Source organism: Natrinema versiforme (assembly GCF_005576615.1).
Taxonomy (GTDB): domain Archaea; phylum Halobacteriota; class Halobacteria; order Halobacteriales; family Natrialbaceae; genus Natrinema; species Natrinema versiforme_A.
In genome coordinates this window covers 225918-246097 of record NZ_CP040332.1, presented here as the reverse complement: position 1 = coordinate 246097, position 20180 = coordinate 225918, and the positions used below count along the sequence as shown (strand labels likewise).

The 20180-nt window shown below is 56.0% G+C and carries 18 protein-coding genes and 3 pseudogenes; 11 read left to right on the top strand and 10 right to left on the bottom strand.

What is annotated here, in order from left to right; all coding sequences use genetic code 11:
• Positions 1–273: 273 nt before the first annotated feature.
• The 8 genes from FEJ81_RS22135 to FEJ81_RS22105 all read right to left on the bottom strand — a co-directional run bounded on the left by FEJ81_RS22135 (position 274) and on the right by FEJ81_RS22105 (position 7492).
• Positions 274–1293, bottom strand: coding sequence for a zinc-dependent alcohol dehydrogenase (locus tag FEJ81_RS22135; RefSeq protein WP_138247364.1), 1020 nt, complete (start codon positions 1291–1293; stop codon positions 274–276).
• A gap of 65 nt (positions 1294–1358) precedes the next feature.
• Positions 1359–1802 (bottom strand): universal stress protein, encoded by a 444-nt coding sequence (locus FEJ81_RS22130; RefSeq protein WP_138247363.1) that lies wholly within the window; start codon positions 1800–1802, stop codon positions 1359–1361.
• Between the two features lie 206 nt (positions 1803–2008).
• Positions 2009–3499, bottom strand: a complete 1491-nt coding sequence (locus tag FEJ81_RS22125; protein WP_138247362.1) for a tripartite tricarboxylate transporter permease — start codon at positions 3497–3499, stop codon at positions 2009–2011.
• Positions 3500–3985, bottom strand: coding sequence for a tripartite tricarboxylate transporter TctB family protein (locus tag FEJ81_RS22120; protein ID WP_138247361.1), 486 nt, complete (start codon positions 3983–3985; stop codon positions 3500–3502).
• A 237-nt stretch (positions 3986–4222) separates the two neighbouring features.
• Positions 4223–4954 (bottom strand): Bug family tripartite tricarboxylate transporter substrate binding protein, encoded by a 732-nt coding sequence (locus FEJ81_RS22115; protein ID WP_229504832.1) that lies wholly within the window; start codon positions 4952–4954, stop codon positions 4223–4225.
• Positions 4955–5429: 475 nt separating this feature from the next.
• Positions 5430–6434 (bottom strand): MFS transporter, encoded by a 1005-nt coding sequence (locus FEJ81_RS22110; protein ID WP_324618345.1) that lies wholly within the window; start codon positions 6432–6434, stop codon positions 5430–5432.
• 48 nt (positions 6435–6482) lie between these two features.
• Positions 6483–6608 (bottom strand): hypothetical protein, encoded by a 126-nt coding sequence (locus FEJ81_RS24305; RefSeq protein ID WP_267877954.1) that lies wholly within the window; start codon positions 6606–6608, stop codon positions 6483–6485.
• 239 nt (positions 6609–6847) lie between these two features.
• The gene (locus FEJ81_RS22105; RefSeq protein WP_138247358.1) at positions 6848–7492 is read right to left on the bottom strand and encodes an MBL fold metallo-hydrolase; all 645 of its coding nucleotides are present in this window, start codon (positions 7490–7492) and stop codon (positions 6848–6850) included.
• Positions 7493–7670: 178 nt separating this feature from the next.
• On the opposite strand from FEJ81_RS22105, the gene FEJ81_RS22100 reads away from it, so the two are divergent.
• Positions 7671–8453: an IclR family transcriptional regulator gene (locus FEJ81_RS22100; RefSeq protein ID WP_138247357.1), complete on the top strand. Its 783-nt coding sequence runs from the start codon at positions 7671–7673 to the stop codon at positions 8451–8453.
• Between the two features lie 902 nt (positions 8454–9355).
• Here FEJ81_RS22100 and FEJ81_RS22095 read toward each other — a convergent pair.
• On the bottom strand, positions 9356–10030 hold the full coding sequence (locus tag FEJ81_RS22095) for a type I 3-dehydroquinate dehydratase (protein WP_138247356.1): 675 nt from the start codon (positions 10028–10030) through the stop codon (positions 9356–9358).
• Positions 10031–10144: 114 nt separating this feature from the next.
• Here FEJ81_RS22095 and FEJ81_RS22090 point away from each other — a divergent pair, with 114 nt between their 5' ends.
• From FEJ81_RS22090 to FEJ81_RS22065, 6 genes and pseudogenes are all read left to right on the top strand, one after another.
• Positions 10145–11074, top strand: a complete 930-nt coding sequence (locus FEJ81_RS22090) for an NAD-dependent epimerase/dehydratase family protein (protein ID WP_138247355.1) — start codon at positions 10145–10147, stop codon at positions 11072–11074.
• Between the two features lie 349 nt (positions 11075–11423).
• Positions 11424–12113 carry a 4-carboxy-4-hydroxy-2-oxoadipate aldolase/oxaloacetate decarboxylase gene (locus tag FEJ81_RS22085; RefSeq protein ID WP_138247354.1) on the top strand — a complete coding sequence of 230 codons (690 nt, stop codon included), beginning with the start codon at positions 11424–11426 and terminating at the stop codon, positions 12111–12113.
• 288 nt (positions 12114–12401) lie between these two features.
• Positions 12402–13811, top strand: a complete 1410-nt coding sequence (locus FEJ81_RS22080) for an FAD-dependent oxidoreductase (RefSeq protein WP_138247353.1) — start codon at positions 12402–12404, stop codon at positions 13809–13811.
• A gap of 184 nt (positions 13812–13995) precedes the next feature.
• A complete protein-coding gene (locus FEJ81_RS22075; protein ID WP_138247352.1) occupies positions 13996–14178 on the top strand; it encodes a hypothetical protein in 183 nt (60 codons plus the stop codon).
• 453 nt (positions 14179–14631) lie between these two features.
• A complete protein-coding gene (locus tag FEJ81_RS22070; RefSeq protein ID WP_138247351.1) occupies positions 14632–15804 on the top strand; it encodes an MFS transporter in 1173 nt (390 codons plus the stop codon).
• Between the two features lie 116 nt (positions 15805–15920).
• Positions 15921–16555: pseudogene (locus tag FEJ81_RS22065) on the top strand (IS6 family transposase).
• On the opposite strand, the gene FEJ81_RS23545 reads toward FEJ81_RS22065, so the two are convergent.
• Positions 16510–16704: a hypothetical protein gene (locus FEJ81_RS23545; protein WP_175416526.1), complete on the bottom strand. Its 195-nt coding sequence runs from the start codon at positions 16702–16704 to the stop codon at positions 16510–16512. The pseudogene FEJ81_RS22065 and the gene FEJ81_RS23545 overlap by 46 nt on opposite strands.
• Before the next feature lie 107 nt (positions 16705–16811).
• Here FEJ81_RS23545 and FEJ81_RS22060 point away from each other — a divergent pair.
• The 4 genes and pseudogenes from FEJ81_RS22060 to FEJ81_RS22035 all read left to right on the top strand — a co-directional run bounded on the left by FEJ81_RS22060 (position 16812) and on the right by FEJ81_RS22035 (position 20085).
• A pseudogene (locus FEJ81_RS22060) lies at positions 16812–17157 on the top strand (hypothetical protein).
• Between the two features lie 85 nt (positions 17158–17242).
• Positions 17243–17892 (top strand): annotated as a pseudogene (locus tag FEJ81_RS22055) (DUF955 domain-containing protein); the annotation flags it as partial.
• 857 nt (positions 17893–18749) lie between these two features.
• On the top strand, positions 18750–19289 hold the full coding sequence (locus FEJ81_RS22040) for a DUF7342 family protein (RefSeq protein WP_138247349.1): 540 nt from the start codon (positions 18750–18752) through the stop codon (positions 19287–19289).
• A gap of 100 nt (positions 19290–19389) precedes the next feature.
• Positions 19390–20085 (top strand): nucleotidyltransferase domain-containing protein, encoded by a 696-nt coding sequence (locus FEJ81_RS22035; protein WP_175416543.1) that lies wholly within the window; start codon positions 19390–19392, stop codon positions 20083–20085.
• Positions 20086–20180 lie beyond the last annotated feature (95 nt).

Sequence of the window (20180 nt, the reverse complement as noted above, 5' to 3'; positions counted from 1 at the left end):
TAAACGGATCTTACATCGATCCCACGACAGCAGCGCGGTTCAAAGCACACCGTGAGCGAGAATTACAGACTGTAGGAAGGCTATAGAGTAATTGTTGGTGGCCACGACAGCTGACGGAACGCCTCGCCGTTAGAGTCAGTCTCTGCAGTCGCCTTTCAAACACCACTCTCCGTTCGAGCCACACAAACCTGTACGGGCGCAAGTATTCGCTTCCGTTTCGGAGCGCCGCCGTATTGACACACACACACTGATCATCCGACAGGTCATGCTCGATCAGAACACAAAGACGGGTTTGCACACTTCTCCGCTGTGGGCGTCCTCAAATGCGTTCTCAGCAGAGTCGATGTTGTAGATTGTGATGAGTTCGTCGAGGTCGAGACTAGCGTTCTCAAGGACGCGTATAGACTGCTCGAAGTTCGACCACAGCGCACTGTACGACGTTTTGATATTGATTTCCCCTCTGACTAGCGGAGCCGTCTCTATCTCGCTCGGTTCGGAGGGAATACCGACCTCGATGATTTCTCCGCCCTTTCGCACGTATTCCGTTGCCGACTCGAGTCCGCTCTTGTGACCCGTCGTATCGAACACGGCGTCAACGCCTAGCCCATCTGTCGTTTCGTCCACATAGTCGCGCACGGAGTCGGATTCGATATTGAGCGTCTCGATTCCGAGCAATTCCAAGGCCGGCAATCGGCACTTCGTGTCGTTTGCTAAGCCCGTCGCGATCACTTCCGTCCCCATCGAATCGAGGAGGGACGCACACAGTATTCCGATCGGACCGGGACCCTGGACGAGGACAGTGTTCCCCGGTTTCACTGAGGAACGATCGTAGACAGCGCGGGTAGAGACGCTCAATGGTTCCGTTATCGCCGCGTGTCTGGACGGGATCGTCTCGGGAATCTCTTTCACGTAGTCCGCGTCGACGGCGACATACTCCGCGAATCCGCCGTCGGTTTCGAACCCCCGCTTCACTGTGTCCTGACAGATATTCTCGAGTCCCTGCTGGCACTGGAAGCAACGGCCACATGTATGAATCGGTTTTTCGACGACCTGCGCACCGACTTCGACGTTCGAGACATCAGTTCCAGTCTCGACTACTTCACCGGTATACTCGTGACCCATGATACGGGGCATCTTTACCCAATCAAAGCCCTTCTGAAGGTATGCATGCACGTCACTGCCGCACAACCCAGCATGCGTCACTTCGATGAGGACCTGCTCGTTCGTGATGGTCGGTTGTTCGACATCCTGTACGGACAGTTCTCGCTCGTCTGTTTGAATGATTGCTTTCATTGGTAGCTGATGTACCCGGGTCTCACGATAGCGACATGTATGGCTGCGTCAGTTGGTCAAACGATTCACTCGTGATTAAAGTTCACGGTCACGGATCCGTCGAACTTGAGCATGAGAGATTGCGCCGCGTCGCGGAAGAGCACTTTTCCGGCGGGCGATCGGCGCTTCGCGGTGATGAAGAGGTGATCACAGGAGAGGTCAGCCGCGGTCTCGAGAACCTCTTTGGGGAGCGGCCCGACGGCACCGCGTGCCGAGTAATTGACATCCGCATCAAAAACGCGTTCCGCGGCCTCGCGTGCCGTCTTCTCCGCTTCCTCTTTGATCGACTCGGAACTCGGTGCTTGGTGGCCCTTCCTCGATGCCTCCTTAACATCGTTTTGATAGTTCTCTTCATTAATGAATTTACAGACGACGATCTCGGTCTCGGTTCCCGTTGCAAACTGATTTGCTAAATTCAACAATCGGGTATCGACTTTCTCTCCCAGTATTGCGACTAATGCAACATCCATACGATAAGTATCATCCGAAGCTACAAAAATCTTCCCTGAACAGCCCGATAGGTGAGACAGGGGTTTCCTCGGCCTGTTGTTTTCTGTCGGCGTTTCGCTCCCTTCGCGGATCGACCAAATCAGTGCCGGCAGCCGAGTGGAACGAGTAGATTATCGGTACACCGTTACAATCGCGAATCAATAACCAGGCCGACGAGTGGGAACGATCAGGACGAGTCGGTGAACCCGCTCATACTCTGGTACGCTGGTCTCGCCAGAGCGAGCGCACAGAGCATCAAGAAGAAGAGCGCGATGTGGCTCTCGAGGAAGATCATATACGACCCATCCGAGATCGTCAGAGATCGTCGGAAGTTCGTCTCGGCGATCGGACCGAGAATGAGGCCGAGCACCATCGGAGCCAGCGGATATGCCCGCTGGCGGAGTAGAAAGCCGACGATACCGGCGATGAGCATCACCCATGCGTCGAACACTGCGGATCGCAGGGCGATCGATCCGATGACACAGAGTACTAGGATCCCCGGCCACAGATAGTGAGACGGAATGCTAATAATCCGAACCCAGTAGTGGACGCCAGCCAGACCGAGTATAAGGATGAGAACGTAGATCACACCGAACCCGACGAATATCGTGTAGAGCAGATCCATGTGGTCGGTGTAGAGCTCGGGACCGGGCTGAATGTTGTGGATGAGTAGCGCACCGATGAGAACGGCCGACACCGTGTCACCGGGGATACCGAGCGTGAACGTCGGGACTAGCGCACCACCGGTACTCGCATTGTTCCCAGATTCGGCCGAGGCGACGCCCAGAATGTTCCCTTCACCGAACGGGTTTTTATCGGAGTCGAACCATCGTTTCGCTTCGTTGTACGTGAGGAACGAAGCGATGTCGCCGCCAGCGCCTGGGATGGAGCCGACTAACGTCCCGAGGACACCCGTTCCCAGCGAAATCGGGAGGACCGATTTCACATCGCTGAGAGAGGGCAGATAGCCGTTTATCTCCTGTTCAACCTGCCGGTTAGTCGTGATTCCCTCGGAGTACCTATGGAGTCCTTCGGCGATCCCGAACAGGCCGATCATCACAGCGATAAATTCGACGCCTTGGTACAGTTGCGGGATATCGTACGTGAATCGCTGATGTGCCGTGATCGGGTCGAGACCGATGGTCGCGAGGAGCATCCCCATCAGTCCCGAGATCATCCCCTTGGCCACCGAGTTTCCGCTGACGCTCGCAATTATCGTCAGTCCAAACAGTGCGAGGGCGAAAAATTCGGGCGATCTGAATTCTAGGGCGAAATCCGCGATCACGGGTGAGAGGAAAATCAACGCGAAGACGCTTATCATGCCGCCGATAAACGAGGAAATGACGCTGATCCGAATCGCTCGGCCAGCCTCGCCCTTCTGCGATAGCGGGTAGCCATCGAAAATCGTCGCCGCCGCTGCCGGCGTCCCCGGCGTTCGAATGAGAATCGCGGGAATCGATCCGGCGAAGACTGCACCGCCGTAGACCCCGAGCAGTAACATCATTCCATTCCCGGGATCCATCCCGAACGTAAATGAGAGGAGGACGGCAATCGTCATCGTCGCCGTCATTCCCGGAATCGATCCCATGATGATACCGGTGAGAATGCCGGCGAGAATCAAGAATAGCGGCAGTGGTTGCAAAACGGTCTGCAACGCCGTGAGTAGTGCATCAATCATTTAGATCACCAGTGGAATGTTCGGGAGAAGGTTCGAAATGGGAATAATGCCCTTCGGAAGTCGAATGAGGAATATGACGTCGAAGATGTAATAGAGAACGAGCGGGCTACCGACTGCAAACGGGATGAGGAGCGGTTTCGAGGTAAGACCCGAGTAGTACGAGATAGCGAAGAGAAAGAGTATCGATGCGACTAAGAACCCGAGTACCGGGAGCGCGACGAGATACGTGACCAAGAGGCCAAAGACCAAGAGAACTGACTTCAACCCCGACCGATCGATATCGAATCCTGGCTCCATCTCTTCGTCTCGAATGATGACGGCGATCGAGAATACGATTATGCTGACGCTGAGAAAGATGGGGAAAAATCCAGCTCCGACTTGTCCCCTATCGGGGAATCCCTGTGCGGTATTGATGACGAACAGGGACAGGAGTATGAACCCGACGGCGATCGGATTTTTCGTGATTGGGTTTTGCTTAATATTCATTTTTTGTATTGGAGTGGTTGCTACGTTCCGGACCCTTACTGACGACGGTCAACCTGCACTGAACACAGCTGCGTAGTTTCATTATTATCATCTGGAAACTTCATACATACGTATGCCGAATGCGGGGTTGTAAATCCGTCGGTTAAAATCCTCATTTAAAACCGGAACCCCGGCGAGCGTGTCGGTTCTCACTGGTATGAAGAGGATGAACACAAGTACTCATCCTCGGTCCGAAAGTTATCCGTCCAGACCGAGTTCCGAGATGATCTCTCCGTACTTCTCGTACTGGGTGCTCATAAATTCATCCAACTCGTCGCCCGTGCGTTGCTTCATTTCGTAGCCGCCGTCCTCCATGAAACTGACGAAATCGTCGTCTTCGTAGATCTCTTCCCACGTTTCGACGATTTGCTCGTACGTTTCGTCGTCGACATCCGTGGAAACGAAGTTGGCCAACCACGACCCCAGCTGTAGATCGTAGCCCTCATCGGCGAGGGTGGGGACGTCCGGGAGTGCGGAGTGCTCGCTATCGGCCATCACACCGAGACACTCGAGTGGTCCGTCGTTCACCTGCGGTGCGACTTCGGGCGCGCCCGATGCGGTCACGTCCGCTTCGCCGTTTACGACTGCCGTGATAGCCGGGTCACCGCCGTCGTACGGAACGTGCTCGACGTTGCCATCAATTCCGGCTTCCAACGCGAATCCGGCGCCCGCGATGTGATACGTTCCTCCAGTACCGGAGTTCGACATCGTGACGCTGTTGTCCTCCGCGTACGAGACGAAGTCCTCAAGGGTGTCCCACCCGGAGTCCTCGTGGACGGTAACGGTTGACGGCGTCACGGTGTACTGCATGATCGGTTTGATCGAGTCCGGTCCGAGATCGGAGATTCCGAGGTGCTGGAACATGCAGATTTCGCCCGCTGCGAGGCCGATCGTGTGTCCGTTTGGAGTGGCGTTGGCGGCCGCGTTCATCCCAACGGAGCCGGATCCACCGGTCTGATTGCTAACGACCCAGGCGACATCGGAGAGCCGTTCACCGGCGTCGGCGATTGCTCTGGAAGTTTGGTCGGCACTCCCTCCAGCGGCCCACGGTGACACGATTTCAACCTGTTGAGACGGCCATTCGCCGCCGTTATCCCCGGATAGATCACCGATACAGCCTGCAAGTCCGACGGCGCCCGTTACACCGATCCCCTTCGCGAAATCACGTCTATTCATGCCACTGTTTGATGATGGACCATTGCTATTGTCTCGCATATCCAATCACCTATTTGAGTTTATTATATATATAGTTTATTGCGCATAGTCTGACGAAGCGTATTTTACTACTGTCATAGAGGTGATCCTCAAATATCACTTCGTCCGTCTACTGTCGCGTCGGTTCGCTATTCGCCGACCCGCATAAAAGATGGAGCGAAACCGCGCGGATTGGCTCTGCGATCTTCGGTCAACCAGTCATCATTCCGGGACGCTTTAAGTGTGATTTGCGACGTTGGAACGGGTCACAGCGAGAATCTCGACGAGCAGTACCGCCAACAACAGGAGCGGAAGCGACATGGCGATCTCGATTCCGAAAGTACTGGCGAGGATCCCCACGAGGAGGGGGAGAGATCGAAATGCCTGCGAAATTCACGGCCGTCGCGATAGCGTTTACGGGTCCGCTATATTCCGGCGTGGATTCGACGCCAAAGGCGAACAGTGTCGGAAACACTCCCGCCATCAGAAACCCTACGACGGCGACGCTCGCCACCATTACTCGTCCGGTAGTCAGAAGAAAGGCGGCGTAGGCGGGTATCGTACTGCCCACAAGGACGAATAGCAACAACAGATACCGAACTCTCCCGGCCAAGTATCCGGACAGCATGCGGCCGGGGATATAGGAAGCGAGGTGCACGGAGAGGAGAAGATTCGCCGTCGCGGTCGGAAAATGCCGTGTTGCGTAGTACGGGAGCCACGTGAATATAACGCCCTCTATCGCACCAGATGCCATCAGGCCGAGAGCCATACTGAAGACCGCGGGTCGCTTCAGCACGTCCCATAACGAGGTCAGCGAGAGGCGTTCCTCGTTATCTAACTGGTCCGGTCGATCCATCGAAATCAACAACGCAAACGGTGCGATGAACGCGACTGCCAGGACGAGATAGGCTATCCGCCAGTCCCCGATCGACAGCATCCCGTTTACGAAAATCGGTTCGGAAGCCGCTCCGATGGCCCAAACGGCAGTATACGTGTTGAATACCTCTCCGCGGTTAACCGGAAAAAGGTGGCTCAGTACAGGACGATCAATTGCACGAAAGATCCCAGCTGTCGCGCCCTGGAAAAACAGTAATACGAGCAAGATTGGAAAGGAGAACGCTTGGCTCACGAGGAACGTGCTCACCGCCGTGCCGATAGCACCGATCAGCAGTAACCGCTTGAGGTTCATCTGTCCAGTCTTGAAACCGACCGCCAGAATAGCGAGGAGGAAACCGATCGTCGCGGCCGGACTGATCAGTCCAAGTTATCCTTCCGAGAGGCTGAACGACGTCTGAAAGCTCGTCAGAAGCGGGCCACGCATCTGCATCGTGATCGCTTCAGCCACGACGAACAGGAAGATGATCGCTGTCCAGTCGTATCGCGTCTCCATTACAGTTAGGGCAACCGGGATTGGCCATAACAGTACCGATACCGGCACGTGGAACGCTCCCCGCGAGTTCGAGAGTACGGTATCAGTCCTATCTTCATTCCAGATGAAAACAGTAGTGACAAAGTTGGTTCTCGAGGAACGTCGCGCCCATAGTGACGAAAGCTGTGGTCTAGCGGGATAACGGCCGTCTGAAGGACAGATCAGTTGGAATCCCGGTGAGAGAATATTCGTGCAGCGGGTTACGGTCGCGGATCCCACTCGCGTTCGACCAGGAAGTCGTCCAATTTCTGCTTCGGATTCTCGAAGACGTTGGAACCGTGGAACACGAGCACGGTGTCGAAGTCGTACTGGAGTAGATCATAGAGGTTGATCTCTGCGGCCTCGTGATCCTCGTTGAACAACGCCGGTGGCGGAAGGAGATATCCCTCCGGTAACCCGGCTCGATCTGCGCCGTCTAGGGCGTCTCCTGAAATGAGGATGTCTCGATCTTGGAGGAGCAGGGCGGACGTGGCATCGGTGTGACCGGGGATCTGGATGACACGGATGTTTCCGTCCAAGACGTCGTCGTCTTCGAAGCGCACATCCGGTTCGTAGTCGATCGCCTCGTGGAGCTTCGACTCGTTGTCCGCGGCAACAAGTTCGGGATCGAACGCCTCCATCACGTGGTCTAGGCCGCCGTGGTGACCGTGGTCTCCATGGGTGATGATAACGCGGTCGATCGAGCCGAACTCGTTTTCGATTGTCTCGACGAGTTCCTCACCGTTCTCCTCGAACGCCGTATCGATGAGGGTGATCGTCCCTTCCGGCTGGTTCTCGAGGACATACGTACGGACATGTTCGAACTGAATCGCGTAGATATCGTTGATGACCGATTGCAGACTCATACGGGCACAGATGGTCAATCGTGCCAAATAAAACTAACGGTAGCCCCATCGAACGGTACTGATTTAGCGGTTTTCTGTGTATGCCCGCCGACCTCAAGTGTGAACGCATCTCACTTTCGGTTCAAAATAGTCGAAATCATTCCAAGTGTTTAATAGCTCCTACGAGTACGGATGATACATGGGAGATGAGAAAGTGGACGAGGGTCGGCGGCTAAAGAGCGTCGATCAGGCGTTCGATATAATCGAATATCTCCGAGAAGGGGATTCGGCCACGCTCACCGAGATCGCCACTGATTTCGGAATGCCGATGAGCACGGCTCACATCCACCTCTCTACGCTCGTGGAGAACGGCTACGTGATCAAGGAAGATAACGAGTATCGGTGTGGCCTCCGATTCCTGCGTACTGGCGGAGAGTTACGGGATCAGATGACGCTCTTCCAGGTGTCGAAGACGGAGATCGACGATCTCCAGGAGAAGACGGGAGAGATCGCCAATATCGGGACTATGGAGGACGGCTATCTGGTGCAACTGTATAAGTCCGAGAGCTCCAAGTCAATCGACGACAAATCGCCGCTCGGCTCGCACCTCCACCTCCATTCGACCGCGATGGGAAAAGCGATTCTCGCCCATCTCTCCACGGAGGAGATCGATCGAGCTATCGAAAAACGCGGAATGCCACAGTTGACGACGAATACGATCACGGAGCGTGATGCATTGGAAGAAGATCTCGAAGTGGTCCGGGAGCGAGGCTACGCGATAAATCGCGGGGAAGACTTCTCCGGCGTCTGTGCGGTAGCGTCCCCGATACTGTCGGGAGAAAACGAAGCGATCGGTGCGATCTGTATTAGCGGCCCGCGTAGCCGTATCGATTCCGAACGTATTGAAGAGGAGTTTGCGCCGGCACTGTCCGACAAGAAGAACATTATCGAGCTCAAAATCAAGCAATACGAGGACAGATAAATCACCATATTCGAAAAAAGGTGTTCTTTCCCTTGTTTCCGTTTGATCGATCACGCTGAGACCACTCACGATAGTATCTTTACATCCATATGGACGTAAGACACGAATTCCACATTCTTGAAGACAGTACTTAGGTGATTGTCCCACCAGGGCAACCTCGAGATCCCACACGTTCAGAGGTAACGCTCCGATTCGCGGGTAGATTCTCTGATTCTCCATTATAGTCACCATCGTTTACAATCATATGTTTGTGATGCCTCGATTCAACGATATTGAACCTATCCCTACGTGAGTGACGATAGCCGCTGCGACGCAGTCCGGTCACGCGTCAGTGTCTCTTTCGCCCAGGATTGCGGAGGTTCCGTCGCCGAAGGTAAGACGGTCTGAGAGACTGGTCAGTTCATCCGTTGAGACACCCTGATGCGCCGAAGGAGCCACCGTCCGAGCGAGTGGACCCGCTTGAGCGGGTTCACAGCGCTCACCGCTGCGTTCAACAATCCACATTCGTGACCGACCGCGAGTGCACGAGGCTGAGACCACGTGTAGTTCAGCTGAAGGTCGACGATCGCACCACTCGGTGGCATTCGATTCTCTTTCTCGAACGAGAAGGATCCGCCCGCGACGTGCACGTCGGCGAGTTATAGTAGCCACTAAAATGAGTTACATAAATCGAAACGCGGCCGTACGATCAGGTATGCAGTGACGTTCAGTGGCACCGATAGCGTTACGGTTCGACAGCAACGCGTCCGCAGTCCGTTTTCGGACTGTCCGCCACCGTGTCGAAGGATTCGCTGCTTGGCGGTCGAGCGTTCGAGAGATGTCGGTGAGGACGAGTGGGATCCTATTTGCCTGTTTCCCGTCCGTGACGGATCTTTCGTCCGATCGATCGGGAGAAACGTCGATCAGGAGAGCTGTTCGACGAGCTGTCGGAGCGTCTCGACATCATACTGGCCAGGTGCAGTCGCCTTTTCTGGGTCGACCGGTGCGTATCCGATACGCGAACCGTACACGACGGCCACTGCGCGGGTGTGACCGCCGACCGGCCCCATCGACATGGTGGCAACCGGATCTCCCTGCGCTGCGTGTCGACGAGTCGTCTCTAGGAGGGCGAGCGTATCATCGGGGTCGTGGGCCGTGACGGCGAGTTTGGCCACGTCGCCGTATTCTCTCGCTTCCGTGAGCAGCCGATCCAGTTCCGCTTTCGAGGGGGTCTCCTCAAAGTCGTGGGTCGAGACGATGACGGAGACGTCGTGATCGGCCGCCGCGTTGAGGAGGTCGCGGCCGTCGCCTTCGTTCAGCGACGCGAGTTCGATATCGACTGCCTCGACCGCGTCATAACCGACTGCTGTCTCCAACGCGTCGATACGGCCTTCGTTCGACGCCTCGCCGCCCTCCCACTCGGCACGATTCGTGGCGATGAGCGGAAGTTCGCCGTCGTACTCCTCGAATGCAGCGACTGGAGAATCCGCAAGATCCATCCGAAATTCGACCGCGTCGGCGTGTTCGCGGGCGTCCGGTTCCTCGGCGAGGTCCGCCGTCGCTGCTGCCAGGGTGAACGACTCGAAATCGAGTGGCATGGGCGTGTAAATGAGCAGGGTAATTTTGATTCCGATGATACCGGAGCTTTTTGCCAGCACCAGGCCAGCTGACAGAATGTTTTAAGTACTAGTCCTGTATACTCTCGATCGAAGATGAGCAAGCAAAATGTACTCGTTACGGGACCGTATGGTGAAGCAGGGGAAGCGATTTTAGAGCATCTCGTCGAGAAGGATAAATATGAATTCACCCTTCTCGATATGCAGGACCACCCCGATTACGAAACCGTCGTCGCGGACATCGCGGACTACGACGAGATTCGGCCGGCATTTGACGGCCAAGATGCAGTCATCCATCTGGCCGCTCAATCGGATGCCGGTGCCGAGTTCGAGGAAGTAATCGAACCGAACATCGTCGGCACGTACAACGTGATCCAGGCGATGGAGGACGCCGGCGTCGAAAAGCTGATTTTCGCCTCGTCGATGCGAGTCATGGGTCTCTACGAAGAGGATCATTCGCCCGAACTCTTCGAGGAGGACTACCCCAGTGAGTACGATCCGCTCAGGCTCGATCACAAGGACCTCCCTAAACCGGACAGCTATTACGGCGCCACGAAAGTATTCGCGGAGAACATCGCCCGGTCGGCCGTCAGACGCGACGGGCCCCTCTCGCAGGCGTTCGGCCTCCGTATTTCCAGCGTTCGAACGAAGGAGTACGATCACCCCTACGGCGACGCCGAACGGGGAGTCGATCGCAGCCGGGAGCACGAACTCGGATCGGAGGACGAAGTGTGGGACCAGTCGCAGACGGGCTCGTGGGAACGAGGAAGCGACGAGTATCAGGAGATGGTCAAGCGAATGCACGCGAGCTGGACCTCACAGCGCGACTTCGCACACATGCTGGAGTGTTGCCTCGAAAACGACTCGGTTACGTTCGACGTGTTCTACGCCGTCAGTAACAACAAGGCACGCTGGTTCGATCTCGAGCACGCGAAGGCTGTCATCGACTACGATCCGAAAGACGACGCGTCGGAGTGGGAGGGACCGCCGAACGTTGACGAAGAAGCTAATACCCCAAATCAGTAACCCGAATGCGATAGCCGAATAACGGGATCAGTCGAAATCGTCACCAACCCGTTTGACCAGCTTCCGGAAGCTCGAGAGCCAAGTCACGTTCACGACGGAATCGGTGATCCTATAGTAGAAAACGAATTACATACCGATCACAACCCGTCGTGCAATAGGTATGCATGGGCTTTCAGTGGCTACTATACCTGCCGCGTTTCAGGCTGTGTGATGCCAGCGATTCGTCCGATTGTCCGACAAGAACTGCGTTCACGACTTCCGAAGGGATCGATACTTCCCATACAGTCCGTGAGTGGCTCGTCGATGGTGAACCGATAGATTAAGGGCTTTCCGTTCAGATTTTGCCTATATGCATACGGTAGAACCGCTCGAGGAGCGGGTAGATCGCGATATTGTTTCGGAATTCGAGGGCATCCCGAGCTCTATCGTGTCGGACGTCACTGGTAACGTCGGTTTTGCGATGGATTCCGGAATCAAACCGATTTACGAGGGCGCCGAAATGGCGGGAAGCGCAGTGACCGTGAAAGCTGCTCCGGGAGATAACCTCATCATTCACAAAGCGATTACAATGGCGAAACCGGGAGACGTCCTCGTCATCGATGCCAACGGGTACCTCGAGACAGGACATCTCGGCGAACTCATGTGTGCATCGTGTAAAGCACAGGGTCTCGCCGGAATCGTCATTGACGGCGCGATCCGAGATCGGCGGGACATCGAAGAAATGGAATTCCCTGTCTACGCGCGTGGCGTTCATCCCCAGGGGCCGCTCAAACAGGACCCCGGATCGATCAACGTCACCGTCTCCTGCGGAGATGTCAGCATCAAACCGGGCGACATCGTGGTGGGAGACGACGAGGGTGTGACGGCGGTGCCGGCGGACAGCGCCGAACGTGTGCTCGAAGATTCTAAGGAGAAACTCACCGCCGAAAGCGATCTCCGGGAGCGGGCCGAGGCCGGAGAGTACCTCTTCGAAATTAGCGGTTATAACGAGTTATACGAGGAGATGGATGTCGTCGGTCCCGAGGATTCGGTCCAGTAGTACGGCGTCACCAATAGACGGACGGTGCGCTTTGATTCGCCCACAGTTCGGCACCGAACCACCGATGAGAGTATCGGCCCCATCGAACCGCCGACCGGACGAGCGGCGTGAGAATCGTAGCAGTCTCGATCGAACGTGTTCCCGATAACGTTTCGGAACCGATCCGCCACTTGAACCCGCTTCGAACGGGAGCTCGCGCTATTTCTCGCACAGCGATCACGATTTCTATCGGCGGAACTGAGACCGAGTGGAGGAAAACTTATTGCGCATGGATCCGATTTGAGGTGTGTGAGCATACGAGACACAGAAGCTGATATCGTCATTGCCGGTGCCGGTATGGCTGGGCTGGTCACGGCAGTGAGGGCACAGCAATGTGGCGCGGACGTGATCGTGCTGGAGAAGGGAACGAGAGCCGGCGGTTCGATGTATCTCTCAGGGGGAGAAGTGTGGGCGTACGACTCGATCGAGGAAGTTCGAGCGGACATCCCGAACGGCGATCCCGTGTTGCAGGAACTCATCGTCGAATCGATCGAGGACGGACACGAGTGGCTCGAGGAGTTAGGCGTGGAGCTTGACCCCATCCCCTCCGACATCCCCGGGAGTGGCAAGAAGATTGAACCGGAGGCGTTCACGAGTCGAATGGTCGACATCGTCGAGGATAACGAGAGCGAGATCCGGCTCGGTACCCCGGTGAGCGAACTGCGTACTCGTGATGGGAAGATCGAGAGCGTTGTCGCCATGGGCTCCGACAACGAACCGCTCAAGATCGAAACCGAAGCGGTCGTGCTGGCGACCGGCGGGTTCCAGGGCAACGAGCGGCTGGTCGAGCAGTTCATCACAGAACACACCGAGAACCTCTGGCTGCGAGCGAACCCGTGGAGCACGGGGGATGGACTCGAAGCGGCAGTAGACATCGGTGCGAAGACCACGAAGGGGATGAGTAAGTTCTACGGACACAACCTCCCGGCACCGCCTGCATCGATATCGGCGAGTGACTTCCGAGAGGCGGCACAGTACTACGGTCCGATGGCGCTCGCGCTCGGCGTCGACGGAAACCGTTTCGCTGACGAAACAGACTCCGAGATCGAAGAAGCGCTTCCGCAGGACACGATAAAAGACGCGGGCGGTCGCGCGTACTACATTCTAGACCAGGACGTCTACGACAGTCCGTCGTTGGCCGGTCACGCTGGGGAAGACGTCGAACTCGCTAGGGAGATGGACGGACGCGTCGCGGAGTGTGCGACCCTGGACGAATTGGGGGAGACGATTACCGACTGGGGTGGCAACGGGAGGCAAACGGTCGAGACCATTCGATCGTACAACGAGGCCATTCGAGAGGACGAGGCGCACCTATTAGATCCCCCGCGGTCGGACAACCAGTACACGATCGAGACGCCGCCGTTCTACGCGGTCGAAGTCCAACCCGCGATCACGTTTACGACGGGAGGCCTGGATGTCGATTCGGATATGCGGGTCCTTCGACAAAGTAACTCGGCGGCGAACTTCGATGCGGGATACACGCCACTCGAAACGGACGAGATGTACTCAAATTCGATCCCCGGACTATTCGCAGCGGGGGTCGACGTGGGGAACGTGAGCAACCGCACCTACCAGAGCGGTCTCGGACAGAGCCTCGTAACGGGTATAATTGCGGCCGAGAACGCAGCGGAGTACGCCGCAGCAGACACGAAACCGTAATCACCGTGTCCCTCGTGCGGTAGAACGCTGTGCAGCGGACTACTAAGTCTGGGCTGTTCGCGTTTCGTCGCGACCTGCATGCGTCGGGGCGCACATCCCGAGAACTTGAGTGAGCGTTCGAGTTTCGGGACGGGAAAACATGTTCGCGAAAGCTATCTCCTCGCTGGGTGTGAAATCCGGAAGTATGGTCGAATCTGATCCGACCCACGATGACGAGTGCTTCGACTGTCCGCACATATACCCTGACCGAAACACGTGCACGTACAGAGAACACGAAATCCTGATCAGCGTATTCATGCGGCAGTTCAGCGACGTCTGTCCGGTGTACGAAACGTATCCGATCGACAACTGTCCCTGGCACGAGTGAGACAGACGGCCTCAAGACGGTCCGTTCGTCAGGGGTCCCATACTCCGTGAACCGGTCGATACACCCACCACCCCAGTCGCTACCGGGTGATGTCGCCGGGCCGGATGAGAGCGGTACCGGGCGGATCGGGACGAATGTGTCGTAGATCCAGAATATTTATAGTAACCTAAGAGAGAGTCCAATACGGATTACGAATAGATAGCGCGGTCATGCAGAGATCCAACTATGCAGTATCTCCGCAACCAGAACCGGTTCAGGAACGCACAATGAGCGCAGAAAGCGTGCGCCGAGTCCGGTATTAGGTAGTATGCGAAGTGCTTCGTCTCTCAGATCTCCAACAAGCGGCCGCGTTTTCAGTCACGGTCGCGCTTTCCTCGAAACTGGTGGCGGAATCCGGCGACGAGTCCTGCAACGAGCCATCGAAACCGACGGTAGCTCTGACGTTCGCTTCGTATGAACTGGTCCTATCGAAACACCGTTCTCAGTCTGTGTACGGTCGCGTTCTTCGTGACGATGGCGGGCCGGCTCGCGATCAGCCCCGTCGTTCCAGACATAACCGCCGAACTCGGCGTATCGAACGCCGTCGTCGGGACCGCTCTGACGGGTATGTGGCTGGCGTACGCCCTGACGCAGTTTCCGAGCGGATTACTTGCCGATCGGTACGGCGAGCGCCTCGTCATCCTCGTTTCCGTGGGTGGAACGGGAGTGTTCGGTCTCTGTCTAGTGGTCGCACCGCACTTCGCGATCTTCTTCGTCGGAACCGTGTTACTCGGTGCGGCGGCTGGGCTCCACTACAGTGTCGCGACGACGCTGCTGACGCGGACGTATACCGATCTGGGAACGGCGGTCGGCATCCACAATAGCGGTGCACCTGCCGCGGGACTCGTCACGCCGGTCGTCGTCACCTGGATCGCCGCTACCTATGGCTGGCGACTCGCGCTCGGTCTAACGACGGTCATCTCGATACCCGTGTTCGTCCTCTTCTTCCGGTATATTCGACCGACGGAACCCCGCTATCCAAACCAGCGGATCCGTGAGAAATTGAAGTTGGTGCCGCTGCTCGAGATCCTCTCGAGACCGACGATTTCGTTCACTGTCCTCGTAGCCATCATCTGTGACTTCACGTGGCAAGGAATCGCGTCGTTCTTGCCAACGTTTCTCATTCAGTACCAGGACTACTCGCCAACGGTTGCGGGAACGCTTTTCGCCGCGTACTTTCTCGTTCAGGGAGTTCTGCAGATCGGTGTCGGGTCGCTCTCTGACCGATATGGACGCGATAGCGCGACGGCGCTCTGCCTGCTCTCGGGAATCGCTGCGCTTGGGCTACTTGTTGCGACGACCCGATTCGCTCTGATCGCGCTCAGCATCGTCTTGCTCGGACTGAGTATGGGGTGGGGCGCTGCTGTAATGCCACGGTTCATGGATCATCTTTCCGGCGACGAACGCGGCGTCGGATTCGGCTTCATCCGGACGGTGTACATGATCGTCGCATCGACGGGTTCGGTCGTCACCGGGCTGGTCGCCGACCGCTACGGCTGGGCGATCTCGTTCGCCGTTCTCATCGCGTTACTGGGAGTCGGACTCGGGCTCCTCGCCCTCAACTCACTGTTCGGGTTGGACCTATAGCAGTCACTGAAACGGATTACACGCTGATCGCATCGCTGTTATGTAATTAGCTGTGTGAATTTGGTGATGTTCAGATAAGGTTGAAGGAGTGAGACGTAGCGTTTTCAAAGTGATCCATGCCCGAAAACGCACGCCTCAGTTCTAGTATCGGCCAGATTGACTTGGATTTTGTGGAGCGCGAGGCAACACCGCGGCTGTTGATGAAGCTCAGTATCCAGCTCCATCTTGCTGGACTCTCGCTTTCGAATACTGTTCGAATTATCGATATATCCGGTGTTGAACGGGCTCGGTCGACTGTTCATAACTAGGTTCACAAGGCAAATTTACAGCCCAATTCCTGTCGAACTCCGGATCACGTCGCAGTTGACGAGACGGTGATCCGGCTCAGCGATGAACAGTATTGGCTGTACGCAGCTGTCGATCCAGAGTCAAAGAATCGCTCTATACAAAGCTTGAACCGACTAGAAATAAGGTTATCGCTAGTGGATTCTTCACGGAATTACGCAAGAAACATGACATCTATGATGCGGTGTTTCTCGTCGATGGAGATAAATCACTGAACTATGCCTGTCAACGACATGGCCTCGATTTCAGATACGAACGACATGGAAATCGGAACAGTGTCGAACGTATCTTTCGTGAGATAAAACGTCGAACTTCATCCATCTCAAACTGCTTTAGCAACGCCTACGCAGAAACTGCTGATCAGTGGCTTAGATTGTTCGCCTTTGCATGGAACCAGCTTATCTGAACACGATGGTCACCGCAGGCCAAATCTCGATCTCTCAGGATACCGATGTCGAGGAAATCCATCTCAACCTCTACACGCGTAACGAAACCCGGACCTTTCTGGAAGCCACGTTCGATGACCTCACTGACGACCAAGTCCAAGAGATCCATTCAGCAGTCGAAGGTCATCCCCTGTACCAAAGAGTAGAGTCCCACGTTTTTCGTGCCGAAGAGAGGGCGAGGGCTCCATCGAGATCCTCCACCAGAGGTGACTTCCTGTGAGTCAACAACAGAGTACCGACAACGTTTCAATCGGCAACATTCCGGTGGATATCGCGAACACGCAAACAGGTGTCGTTGATCCCACCGATGCCCCCGACGAAATCGAGTCGATCACCCGTGGGCTTGTTGGCGAGCACCCACCAACGAATCTGCTGGTCGTTCTCAAAGCGACTCGCTGGTGGTACATTCACGGCAAGGGCGGAACGGATTCGCTTTCCGTGGGCCATCGAATGGGCGCGTCATCTTACGACCGATACGCCCAGCGATGTCGAGCGATTCGACGAGTTCCTCGAGTACCTTGTCACGGTCGGCTTCGCTGGCGAGAAAGCAGTCCTTTGGTGACCCCCGCCGCAAGTTTTTGTATGCCCCTGAGGGGTGTGGCGTCCTGAACTGACGCACTCGCCGTGAACTCGATTCGGTGAACACAATGGCTACGACCAGTGATTCGTCAGTCTCCTTCGATCAGACCGACACGCGATCGGACGAGATGAACAGCACCATCGAACAATGGATCGATGAGCTCGTCGACGGCATCGACGACGCGCAGGCCAGCGCAGAGTTCCAGGAACGGCTAAACATCCAGAGTCGCTTCCATGACGACTCGTATCGAAATACGCTCCTCATTAAGCGCCAGTGTCCTGAGGCAACCCGCGTTGCAGGCTACCAGACGTGGCAGGAAGAGTTCGACCGCCACGTCCAAGAAGGCGAGTCGGCCATCTGGATCTGGGCACCGATCATCACGAAGCAGTGCCTGGAATGCGAGAATTCGCCGAGTTATCACGATGATACCAAGTGTGACTACAATGAGACACCACCTGAGGAGTGGTCGAAAGGCCTTGTCGGGTTCAAGTCCGCGCCGGTGTTCGATGTCTCCCAGACCGAGGGCGAGCCGCTCCCCGGCCTCGAGACGGAAGCGACTGGTGACGCCGGCGACCTCGTCGCCCAGTTGACTGAGACCGCTGACGAACTCGGTGTGATGGTTCAGATAGTTTTCGAAAAAGGAACGATGCTGATCTCGCACGGACGCTGATCCACGAGTACGCGCACGCCCTCCTTCACTTTCGAGCAGGAGGTGATAATTATTGCCCGTTTCGGTGGTTAGTTCGGCTCGGTCGAGTGCGACCACCTCGTCTTCGAAGCGAATCGGGTACGTAACGTGGAGCGGCGGATGCTCGCCCGACGCAGTTGCCGATCCAGTTTCGAGGACCTCAGCGACGAGTTCGCGCATTTCGTCGATCCCGTCATCATTCCCTCCATCGTTTGAGCGGACGTCGAACGTCGCTGGTTTGAGGATCTCATCCGTCGTGGCATCAGACATCTGCAGGACGCCGGTCGGATCCATACTACACCCGGCGAACGCGGCACAAAGGCCAGTTGCGAGAGACACGAGGGTGCGATGTCTGGAGGGCATCATCCGGATAACAACGTGTCAAGTGCAAATACTTTCTGCTCACGTCATCGTTTTGCACGCCTGGTAGCAGAGTGGTCGACGGTCTTATCGCGACCGTATCGGCGTGGCGGTTATCTTCCCGTGGGTCGAAAGTTAGTAGGCTAGTGGTTTGTAGCAATCCACATCCCGAAGTTGTGCACTTCAGGAAAGCCATTCTGTATAGCGGAATATGATATATAAAAATCTAATAGCATAGAAATCCGCTCTAGCACTCCTCTAACCACTGAATATCGAATAATTCTCTAACTGCACTGCTGGTCATGATTATGCCAATAATCACGGCCACTTTGAAGTACCCCGACGCTGTCGGTGAAGCACTAATGCTACAACCCCCTCACAACGCCGCTTGCCGGGGTAGAGCCGCCAAGAACGGGGTTCGAGATTTCTCTAGGCGCCTCAGTCGAGTCCGTAGAGATGGCGAGGGCCGTTTTCGTGCTAGACCAGATGCCTTTCCTATATTACGACAAAGTACGAACGGTGTTCTATGACTGGAGGTGAATCGAGCTCCGAGGACCCGATAGAACACCAACCCACGGGTGAAGACCGGGTACGAATGGTCGCCCGGCAGGTTTCAGAGCCGCGGACAGCAAACTGGATCGTCTCTGAAGCGGACTGGTCACACGAGCCGACTAAGCGCGTCCTCGAACGGCTCGTCGACGACGGCATCCTCCACCGTAACGACACCGGGGACCACACGACATACTTCCCCGATTATCGTCGTCAAGCGATTAAGGAGGCTATACGCCTTCGGGACAGCGACCACACCGTCGAAGACCTCACCCAACGGCTCACCGAGATGAACGCTCAGATCCGAGGATGGAAGGACGAGTTTGATGTCGAGTCACCGAACCAACTTCGCGGGACGATCGCTGACCAGGTACTCGACGTCACCGAAGAGGACCGTCGCCGAGAGGTTGCGCGTGAGTGGGAACAGCTCCAGCGGCGAATCGAAATTGTGGGTTTTGCTATCCGAGAGTGGGACTTCCTAGCCCCAGGGACCGAACGTGGCGGGGCCCGGAGGTGACGGACCTCGTTCTCCACACGTCCATTGCTGCCAGATGAATATTTAGGCCTATTCCGAATCACGTATAATGTTTTTATAGTAGTGGTCCATGATACGGCATATGAACCGCGAGACGGATAGTACGAATTCGTCTGGGGCAGCTATTTCTCTTTCAATACCCCCTTTAGATCCGACTTTGTTCAAACATAAGGCGACGAGCGACGTCCTGCTCTTTTTAACAAATCACCGATTCAGCGACTTCTCACTGCGAGAACTCGCGACACAGATCGGTCACTCACACCAGTCCGCCCGGCGGGCAGTGAACGTTCTCAGCGCGAACGACCTGGTCGTCGAATCGCCCGAAAGCAATCAGCGACTCGTCCAGATCAACAGACAGCGTCTGTCAATTCCAGACGATCCGATCCTCCGGATTCCCCAACCAGAGTATCACCAACCCGTCAAAGCCGCGGTTACGGAGCTCCGTGAGAACATCACCGATGTGGTCGGCATCATCCTCTATGGGAGTGTGGCTCGGGGCGAGGCTGACCGACGAAGTGATATCGATCTCTGGGTACTCACTCGCTCTGGGCGGGCTGAAAGCCAACGAGAGGCGAACACCATCGCACGCGACCTCGAAGAAATGGAATTCGATGGTGACCGATATGCGTACGATATCGACGTTGAGGCCGTCCAGGCGATTCCAGCCTACACTGAGAACATTCGGGAAATCGTTATTTCGGGAATTCCGGTCTACAAGACGAGTGACTTCGAAACCGTCGAAAACCTCCTTATGGAGGAGGCAGGCGACGATGAGTAACGGCTCAGATCCAACTGCTGTCCTCACTGCACTCGAGCGTGCACAGGACGCCTTTGAGATGGTCGGACGAGGTCGGACAGAGTTCGAACACGGAA